An 8,171-nucleotide genomic window follows, 5' to 3' on the forward strand; every position below is an offset into this window, starting at 1 on the left:
ATAGATAGATCTTCAAGCGTTTTTATAACTTTTATATAGTTTTTACTAGTATTTTAACAACTGTTACAACCTCCTTAGTTTAACTTTTAAATTATGCTTAAATTTTAAACTAAATTAGAAATTATTTAAAGATCCTAAAAAACGACAATATTATACTAAGAACGACAATATTATATCATGACAGTTTAAAACAGACAATCATTTAAGCGACTTTATTATAATTTTCACTTGCAAAAATAAAAAAACGACCCTTTTACAGGTCGCTTTGCTCTTATATGTTATAAATTTTACTCTTTTCCGATTGGACAAGAAAGTTCACAGTTTCGACAGTACTTTAACAGCTGCACCATTTCACCACTAGGTTCATGTTTTACCATCTCGTTCCTTTCTTCTGCCTTCTCTATGTCTTTTTCCATCTGTTCATTACACTTAAAACGACTATAGTTGCCAATTCTACCTGGCAGTATTTCCTGACCAATCTCTGCTGCTTCATAAATTATTGAACTAAATGAGCCTTGAGGACATTTTTGCAAGCAGTATTTTTCACAATCAGCACAAGGATCAAAGTCGGTGGGCCCTGTGACAGGCAAGTCTACATCAACTATTAGGGCCCGCAGCCTAACCCTAGGCCCATACTCCGGAGAAACAAAGAGATTATTTTTTCCTACACAACCTAGTCCGGCCATAGCTGCTGCATCCTTTAAAAAGATCCCACCTTTTTCAACATGATAAGGTATATGATGTGCTTCTACTTCTTCATAGTTATCATTAATCCATTCAATTAATTTATCAACAGTATCCACCAGCTTTTGATTGCCCGGCGGAGCATGCTTACCATACCAATAGTCCAACTCCGGCTCATCTTCAGGATGAGAAATAGCAATTACAATCACGCTTTTAGCACCTGCAGGCCAGTCAACCTCGCCTGGCTCTAAATCACTCTCTCGCTGTCCTACCTCTACCTGTGGTATTTTAGGAGCTGCCGTATATGAAGGACATTCTTTTAGCTCTGCTACACTAGTAATCCCTACCAAATCGGCTCCAAACTCCTGAGCCTTCTTTAAGATTGATGATGAAAACTTAAAACTATTAACTCTATCCATTTCAACCCCTCCTATTGATAACTTTTATTTCTCTTAGCAATGTATACAGCCCCGGAGTTTAATTCCGAGGCTATATATAAGTTAAGTGCTCAATTCGCTACCTTCACTAGCTTCTTTAGTCACGTTTACCTGTTTAATTTTTGGACTTGCAGGTACTATTTTTTTCAACATTATCATAACCGATACCATAATTACTGCTATAATTATCGCAAAGGGAAAGGCTCCTACAAGTGCTACTGTCTGCAATGCTTCTAAACCGCCACCATAGATAAGAGCTATTGGTAAAGCGGCCAGCAATACTCCCCCTATAATCTTTAAACCTTTTCTAGGAGTTGAAGAACCTCTAGATAAGAGCACCCCTAAATATGTTGAACCAGCATCGGCCGAGGTAGTAAGAAAGGTTGTCAAATTGATTAAAGCTACACAGGATATTAAAAATGTCAAAGGAAAATCATCTAACATTAGATAAAAACCGGAAGCAACCTCGTTCTGTACTGAATCCCATAAAGGCATCGCTCCACTCATTTCTAACTGAATTCCAGTACCTCCCATGACAGTAAACCAAACAAAACAGAGAATCGTAGGCAAGAACATACCGCCTAGTACAAACTCTCTAACAGTTCTTCCTTTAGAGATTCTAGCTAAGAAACCACCGATATATGGAGCCCAAGAGAACCACCAAGCCCAGTAAAAGAGAGTCCACCAACCAAGCCAGTCACCTTGTTGACCCAGAGGATCAGTCCAAAAAGACATATGAACTATATTACCTACATAGTCTCCAATAGAGTTAACAAAAAGATCGGTTAAGAAAATAGTATCACCGAATAAATAAATAAACACTAATACTCCTATAGCCATATATACATTCAATGAACTTAACTTGGCCATTCCTTTTTTGAGACCAAGAGCTGTAGTAATTAAATAAATTATCATTACTACGCCCATGATAGCAACCTTAAGCAGTACAGTATCTGGTAAACTAAATAACCTTACTACAATAAAACTAAGCGATAAAACTCCCATTCCTAAGGAAGCTGCCAGCCCAGCAATTGTTGCAAATGCACACAGAAAGTTCAGGACCTTACCAATCGGGCCCTTAATTTTATCCCCCAAAATTCCATAAAGACCTGCTGAAAAGCTTAAAGACTTATCCAGCTTATAAGCCGCTAAAGCAATGCCTAAACCGGTAATAACATAAATAGCCCAACCATGAATTCCCCAATGTAAAAAGGAAATACTTACTCCAGTTGTAACGGCTTCCTTACTTCCCGCTTCTGCTAAGTACGGCGTTTCCATCCAGTGAGTTAAAGGTTCAGCTAAACCCCAAAAGTAAAAGCCAACTCCAACTCCTGCACTGATTAACATAGAAGCCCAAGCAAACATAGAGTACTCCGCTTCTTCATCTTCCTTACCTAACTTAATATCACCATACTTACTAAAGCCTATAAAGAGACAGAAAGCAACACAGGCTGCTGCTACTAATATATATAACCAACCAAAGCTCCCAGTAAGAAAGGATTGAAGTCCATTCCAAAAAGCATCAAAGGCTGCTGTCCTTAAAACAGCAAAAGCACAAATAGCAATTACCGACACAATAGTTGCTATTAATAAAGGTTTATCATAATCTCCAAAATACTTTTTCATTTTTCATTCCTCCTCCGGTAATATAATTAATTATAATCAAATAAGTGCCTAATAACTTTTTTCTCCAATACTAAATTCTTAACACCTCCTCTGCTAAATTTTTTAATGCTGCTTAAACTTTGTTAGCTTAAATTTTTAATAAGATAGATTTATCTATATCATCTTTCACTATATTTAAAAATGCAATTTCCATTCCAAGGAACAGGCTAAGTTATATTTTTCTCATAAATCCTAAGCTAATAGGACTTAGGCTAATTCTAAAACTATTATTTGATTTTAATAATTTATAAAATTATGAACAGTTATCTCAAACTGAAATAATTAACCTTAAACCTACCTTCATATCACCGATTATCCCTCATTGTCAAATTAGAATACTTATGTCAAATTGAAATAAATATCTAAAAAAATAAAGAAAGTTGCCTCACGGCAACTTTAAAAAATATCATTTCCACTAAATTAACAACTTTTTCAGTTCTATCACTCCACTTATGCATAGCTATGGTAGTCTCTTTAAATAACTAATCATTATTTAACTCTTTTAACTTATCTACCCAGAATGGAAAATCAGATAGCTTAGCCTTTAGATTATCTAAATCAAAACTCTCTGCATGGACTAATAGTTCCTGCGCATAATTACTTAAACTATCTATACTATAGTCTGCTGCTATTTTTGCTAATAATCCAGCAAACTCCTCAACTTCATTTATAACTATTGCATCTTTTATCTTTTCATATTTAGTTAATAAATCCTCCTCCAAAACCTTTACTAAATTCTCTAGATCAACATCTTTTTCAAGAGATATATTTAGCTGCTCCTCTTTCTCTTCGCTAAGAGTATATTCTAAATGCTTAGTTACTTCTGCAAACAAAGTTTGTTCCTCTATAGGTTTGCTTAAAAAAGCAGTAAAGCCAGCCTTCCAAACCTTTCTTTCTTCTGTGGTAGTTGCAAAGGCTGTTAAAGCAATTATCGGCACTTTTTTCTGTAATTCTGCTTCTATTAACTCCTTAGCCTGATAACCATCTAGACCCGGCATCTTCAAATCTAGCAAAATTAACTGAGGTTGATGCTCCTTAACTAACTCTAAAGCTTGCTTAGTACTGTTAGCTGTTAAAACCCTTAACCCTTTATTCTCTAACTTAATTTTAAGCAGCTCCAAATTAGATTCAATATCATCTACTATTAATACTTCTTGAGAATTAAAATTAATTAAATCATAATTCGTTTTTTCTTCTCTTGAATTTTTTTCTCGAAACTTATATTCCACCTCCGGAAACACAACTTTAAAGATACTACCTTTATCTACCTCACTATCCAACTCAATTCTACCACCCATTTGTTTAGCTAAACGCTGACAAATAGTTAATCCTAAGCCAGTTCCTTCATATTCAAAGCTCTGATCCTGTCGTTGAGTAAAGGCTTTAAAAATCATCTCTTGTTCTGATTTACAAATCCCAATACCTGTATCTGCTACTATAAACTCTAAATGCAGTTTAGAATCTTCCTTTTCTTCTCCTTGAATTGATACTTTAATATAACCTGTATCAGTAAATTTAATAGCATTACCGATTAAATTAATTAATATCTGTCTTAATCTAGTCTCATCCAGTTTTATTTCAAAAAAGCTACTTTTGCAGTCTACATCGGAAAACAAATCAGATTCTTGAATAAAATTAAGCCCTTTTTCTTCAGCTCGATAAGCAAAGATAGACTCCATCTCCTGAAGTATAATATTAGGAGCTAGCCACTCCTTTTTTATTTCTAAATGGCCTGCTTCAATTTTAGATATATCTAAAATATTATTAATCAACTTCAATAAATTGTTTCCAGCATCTTTGATAGACTTTAAATAGTTTTGATATTTAGGATTTTCAATTTGCTTTTCTAAAATTTCACTAAAACCAATCACAGCATTTAAAGGAGTACGGATCTCGTGACTCATATTAGCTAAAAACTCCGATTTAGCCTTATTAGCAGCTTCGGCTTTCTGCTTAGCTTCTCTTAGCTCTTCTTTTACTCTTTTGCTCTCAGTAATATCAATAAAAGAAGCCATCATTCCCTGTATTTCTCCTGCCTCATCTTTCATCACTGTAGAAGAAGTGTAAACCTCAAATTTAGAACCATCAGCTTTAATAGCTGTAAGCTCATCCTGCCAAGTTCCACCACTTCTAATCTGCTTCAGACTATCAGTTATCCGTTTTTTTTCCTTAGGTGGATGTAAATCTAAAGGATTCAGCCCTAAAACATCTTCTTCGCTCTCATAACCCCACATTTCAAGAAAAGCATTATTAACTTCAATAATTAACCCTTCTTGATCAGCAAAAGCAAAGGCAGTACCGGACTTTTGAATAGCCTTATTCTTCATCTTTAATTCTTTTATCAACTGATTTTTTTCAGTAATATCAATCCCCGTAGCAACAACATACTCTATATCTCCCTCTTCATCGGTAATAACATTGTTGGCCCAAGAAATCAAGCGTAGTTCTCCCTCTTTAGTCCGCCAGTAGTTTTCATTTTGGTTAGGAAAATCTCTTGCTAATAGCTCTGAAAATACCTCTTTAGTACTTTCCTGTTCTTCCTCTATAATAAATAAATCCCAAACCTTCTTTCCTTTAACTTCACTAAAAGAATAACCCGTAACCCTCTCACAAGCCGAATTAAAACGAACTATCTTTCCGGCAGTATCTAAAACTACTACTAATCCTGACTGAGTTTCTAAAACTGAATCAATAAACTGCTTCTCTTTTTCTAATTTTTGCTTAGCTAATTTTTCCTCAGTAACATCTCGAATCTGTTCCACAAACTGAATTACATTACCTTCTTCATCTAAGATAGGATTACTGTAACAACTAATATACTTATCGAACTTTGGATTATACTTTTCTATATTCTCCAAACGCTTACTCTGTAAGGCCTTTTGAGTAGCACAGTCCCGGCATTTCTCATCCTTCCCCTGTAGTTCATAACATTTTTTCCCCTGTACTTCTTCAGGGCTCATACCCAAGGCTTTATAACCTGCTTTATTAACCTTTTCTATGCTAAAGTCAGGATTTAAAATTGTTAAAATATCCGGAACTCCATCTATTATTCCTTCTAGCAACTCCTTTTGCTTTCTCAATTCAATTTCTTTTTCTTTACTTTCAGTAATTTCAAAGGCTGTCTCTATAACTCCGATTATTTCCTCTTCTTCATTAAAAACTGGAGATGCTATCACACTCCAATATCGTTCACCGGGAGTAGTTATTTCACCTTTAGATACCTCTCCCTTTTCTACAGCCTTGACAACGGGACAGTTTTCACAAGGAGAGTTTCTATTTCTCAAGACTTGATAGCATTTTTGACCAATAATAGAGCCCTGCTGCTGATCAAAAGATTCAGCAGCCTTACTGTTGGCCCACAGGATATTTGAGTCACAGTCTTGATAAAATACTAATATTTCATTTTCTGTTAAGGTATTTAAAATTAATTTCTCTTTTCCCTTCAGTGCTTCAATTGAATCCATATCTTAAACCCTCCCTTTGATGACAACGGTGAAAATACCCAAATAGTCTCACTAATTGTTATTCAATATCTCTACCTCTCTATTCTCTTTATCTTTAATATATACCTGCTTAATACCTAATCTTTTAAGCTTTTACTTCTATAAACTACTGCTTGCAACTATTGAAGTATTTTCAATAACTAATCGCTCCTTTCTTAGCAAAATTAATCCTCTTGATAATAAATTAAATGCTAGAAAGGAGCGACCTTTGCTCTTTATATCTTAAAATTAAGAGCTCTATATATTAAATTCTGAATTGATCTACTAACTCCTTTTGATAAGAAAAAACAGATTATACTATATTGATAAACTCTTCTATTAAGTTAGGATCAAACTGAGAACCAGCACATCTTTTTAGTTCTGTTAGCACTTTTTCTTTACTCATAGCCTCTTTATAAACTCTACCGCTGCTCATGACATCATAGGCATCTACAATTGTAATAATCCGGGCCAGAAATGGTATTTCTTCCCCCGCTAACCCTTGCGGATAACCATTTCCATCCCACCGTTCATGATGAGCTAAAATCAAATCAGCTACAGGAGCAAACTCCTCGGTAGCCAAAGCAATTCGATAGCCTCTTTCAGGATGTTCTTTGATAATCTGCCATTCTTCTTCTGTTAAGTCCCCTGACTTACTTAATATTTGATCAGGAATAGTAACTTTACCTATGTCATGCAGAGTAGCCAGAAGAGAAAGTTTATTTAGTTGAGTATTAGAAAGTCCCAGCTTTTCCCCGAGTTTTGTAGCAAATTCTGCCATTCGCAAGGCATGTTCTTCAGTTTCATCGCTTTTAGCTCCTAAAGTATTTAATAAGCTCTCTACTACTTTATTTTTAGCACTTCTGCTGTTAACAAGCTTGTCTTGATACATATACTCATCTGCTTGATGTAAAACTTCATATATATCTTCACCAACTCTCTCTTTAACAGCAACTCCCATACCTAAAGAAATAGGATTTTTATCATCTCTGCTAGCAGCACACTTTTCCCTTATTTGCTTACAAAACTCTTCAGCCTCTTTTTTATTAGTTTGGGGTAGTAAAGCAACAAATTCATCCCCGGCCCAACGAGCTAAAATATCCTCTTGGCGTATAGTTGAACTCAATATATCTGCTACCTTTATTAAGATCTGATCTCCTTTTTGATTACCATAAGTCTCATTTATAATCTTCAAACCGTTTACATCAAATACTATAATACTAATTGGTAGCTGTTTTTGCACATCTAAGCGCTTTATCTTTTCTTCAAAAAAACGCCGATTATATAAGCCAGTCAAAAAATCACTATAAGAAAGATACTCTAGTTTTTTCTCTTTTTTCTTTCGCTCAGTTATATCACGAACGAATTCAACTACTCCTTCTATTTCTCCGCTATCCTTATCAAACATCGGATAACTAAATACTTCTAGATAGTCGACTTCGGAGTCTTCCGGGCCCAAAACCTCCTCTTTTTCTACCTCGCCACTCTTAATGCACCTTAAACTAGGACAGTCTATGCAGGGAACTTGGCGATTATGATAGGCCTGATAGCACTTTTTACCCTGTAGCGGTAAACTTTCTTGATACCACTTCTCCATCACCCAGTTAGTATGGCGAATAGTGAGATCTGGATTAAGCACGCTAATCCCATCCTGAATACTTTCAAAGATACCTGCCAATAAATTATTAGTCTCCTTTAACTGCTCAGTCTTTTGCTTACGCTCACTTATATCCTGCACAAAAGCAAACTCACATTCTTGCTCTCTCAACTTTAAATGATGACAAGTAACTTCAACCGGAAAGGTATCTCCCGATTTATTTTGATGGTAACTCTTTCTATGCAACTAATTGTAACTTATTTCCATCAAGGTCTAAAGTGTCGTAAACTTGTTCTATAGGAATTC

The 8,171-nt window shown here is 35.1% G+C and carries 4 protein-coding genes; all 4 read right to left on the reverse strand.

All coding sequences use genetic code 11. The annotated features are described in order from the left end of the window. Positions 1–287: 287 nt before the first annotated feature. The 4 genes from MWH30_RS12865 to MWH30_RS12880 all read right to left on the reverse strand — a co-directional run bounded on the left by MWH30_RS12865 (position 288) and on the right by MWH30_RS12880 (position 8,111). Positions 288–1,103 carry an epoxyqueuosine reductase gene (locus tag MWH30_RS12865; RefSeq protein WP_248664500.1) on the reverse strand — a complete coding sequence of 272 codons (816 nt, stop codon included), beginning with the start codon at positions 1,101–1,103 and terminating at the stop codon, positions 288–290. Between the two features lie 81 nt (positions 1,104–1,184). Continuing rightward, positions 1,185–2,747: a BCCT family transporter gene (locus tag MWH30_RS12870; protein ID WP_248664501.1), complete on the reverse strand. Its 1,563-nt coding sequence runs from the start codon at positions 2,745–2,747 to the stop codon at positions 1,185–1,187. Between the two features lie 521 nt (positions 2,748–3,268). After that, a complete protein-coding gene (locus MWH30_RS12875; RefSeq protein WP_248664502.1) occupies positions 3,269–6,250 on the reverse strand; it encodes a PAS domain-containing hybrid sensor histidine kinase/response regulator in 2,982 nt (993 codons plus the stop codon). Between the two features lie 331 nt (positions 6,251–6,581). Continuing rightward, positions 6,582–8,111 (reverse strand): HD domain-containing phosphohydrolase, encoded by a 1,530-nt coding sequence (locus MWH30_RS12880; RefSeq protein ID WP_248664503.1) that lies wholly within the window; start codon positions 8,109–8,111, stop codon positions 6,582–6,584. Between the last annotated feature and the right edge of the window lie 60 nt (positions 8,112–8,171).

It is taken from the genome of Fuchsiella alkaliacetigena, assembly GCF_023227765.1.
GTDB classification, from domain to species: Bacteria; Bacillota; Halanaerobiia; order Halobacteroidales; family Acetohalobiaceae; genus Fuchsiella; species Fuchsiella alkaliacetigena.